2 protein-coding genes are annotated in these 2048 nt (G+C 55.6%); one reads left to right on the forward strand and one right to left on the reverse strand.

The genetic code is table 11. From position 1 onward, the window contains the following. Nucleotides 1–118 precede the first annotated feature (118 nt). Nucleotides 119–1711, forward strand: coding sequence for a PglL family O-oligosaccharyltransferase (locus AC1DWI_RS20945; protein WP_477670600.1), 1593 nt, complete (start codon nucleotides 119–121; stop codon nucleotides 1709–1711). An 8-nt stretch (nucleotides 1712–1719) separates the two neighbouring features. Here AC1DWI_RS20945 and moaC read toward each other — a convergent pair. Then, nucleotides 1720–2048 (reverse strand): cyclic pyranopterin monophosphate synthase MoaC (gene moaC / locus AC1DWI_RS20950; RefSeq protein WP_477725658.1); only part of this gene is annotated, 329 nt, incomplete at its 5' end.

Raw genomic sequence — 2048 nt, forward strand, 5'->3', positions numbered from 1 at the left:
CCTCTCTACAGCTGGCCGGTCGGCGGAGCTGCGCGAGCCGTAAGCCCATACACTTGCTGCATCGCTAAGCACCGGTTTATTGTTGATATCTCCGCGCGGTGTACATGCAATCCAAAGAATGAAATTTTCTGCTGATACCTGGGCGGTGCCGGTCACCTTGCTTGTCTTGTTGCCTTGGCTGAATCCATTCGCCTTCGGCCCATCGCCCAATGTTGTTCCGTTATTGATAAGTCTCGCCGCCGTCGTTGGCCTGATTCTTCTCCAAGCCATCTTGCCGAGTATCGACAAAGCGGCAAGCGGCGCCCCGTTCAGCCGATACTGGGTCACCCCGGTTTCCTGGGCATGGATTTTGGCGGGAACGATCAGCAGTATTTTTGCGTTGTTGCAATATTCCGGTCATGCGAATGCTCTCACTCCCTGGGTGGCCAAGGCAGGCTTGGGTGAGGCCTTCGCAAATCTGCGCCAGCGCAATCAATTTGCCACCCTTATCAACATTGCCTTGGCTGCGGTGATCTGGTGTGCGGTGAAGGACTCTAAGCGTTCGACTGTGAGGGCGGGCGGTGGGCGGGCATTTGCATTCGTGGCGTGTGCTTGTGTGCTCGCGCTGGGTAATGCTGCTTCCTCCTCCCGTACGGGTATGGTGCAGTTGATTTTTGTCGCCGGATTGTGGTGGTATTGGGGGGCATCACGTCTGTCTTCTGCTCGCCGGCTGTTATGGGTATCGGCCGTTGTCTATGCACTCGGCACACTCCTCCTGCCATGGCTTTCTGGATTGGATCCGTCGCTGTATGGTGCCGCAGCCCGGTTTCTGGCTGGCGATGAACTCTGCGTTAGCCGCTTGACGCTCTGGTCAAATGTGTTGAGCCTTATTGCCCAAAAGCCATGGCTTGGCTGGGGCTGGGGTGAGCTGGATTACGCACATTACATTACCCTCTACAGTGGTCCGCGGTTCTGCCAAATACTCGACAACGCCCACAATTTGCCCTTGCAACTTGCCGTAGAGCTAGGGCTGCCTGCTTCGCTATTTGCCTGTGGCGCGTTTCTATACTGGGTGTTTCGGCGTGCGCCATGGCGCGAGACTCAACCGACGCGTCAGCTCGCATGGACAGTCCTTCTAGTGATTCTGCTCCACAGCATGCTCGAATATCCACTATGGTATGGCCCATTTCAGATGGCCTTCTGCCTTTGCATCGCAATGCTCTGGAGGCGGGAGAATGCGGTCCCGATTGTGACGAACCCGTCGAAATCACTGTTAATTGACCGTATATCAGCCGTAGGCATGACCCTGCTGGGGGGCGTACTTGCAATAGCTGTTATCTATGCTGCATGGGACTACCGCCGCGTCAGCCAGATCTATCTTCCTGTAGATGAGCGAGCTGCCAGCTATCGCAGCGACACGCTTGCCAAAATTGAAGGCTCGTGGCTATTCACCGATCAAGTGCGATTTGCCGAGATCTCTCTCACCCCGCTGACCCCTGCAAACGCCCAGTGGACATTTAATACCGCGAGCGCATTGCTGCACTACTCGCCGGAGCCGCGAGTCATCGAAAAGCTCATCGAAAGTGCAGTGATGCTCGGCTCTGATGATGTGGCTGTCGAGCAGCTGGCGCGCTACAGGGCCGCTTTCCCGACGGAGTACGCACAATGGACGCGGCAAAACAGCAAATTTGCACCGGGACAGGCTACTTCGACGGGAGCGGCGGCCAGATGAAGACGGTACTACAAGGGTTCGTGGACGAAACTGCCTGATTTGCCGCCGTGTTTTTCAAGCACGTGTATATCGGTGATGGTCATGCTCCGATCTACTGCCTTGCACATGTCATAGATGGTCAACAGCGAAATTTGCACTGCAGTCAATGCTTCCATTTCGACGCCCGTTGGGCCGACGGTTTCTACTGTTGCGGAACAGGCGATGYAGGAGCTTTTCTCATCCGGTGTGAATTCTATGGCTACCCGTGTCAAAGCTAAAGGATGGCACAGCGGGATCAAATCGCTGGTTTTTTTTGCTGCCATGATCCCGGCAACGCGTGCAATGCCCAGTACATCCC

This window comes from Polaromonas sp. P3_C2 (assembly GCF_056402675.1).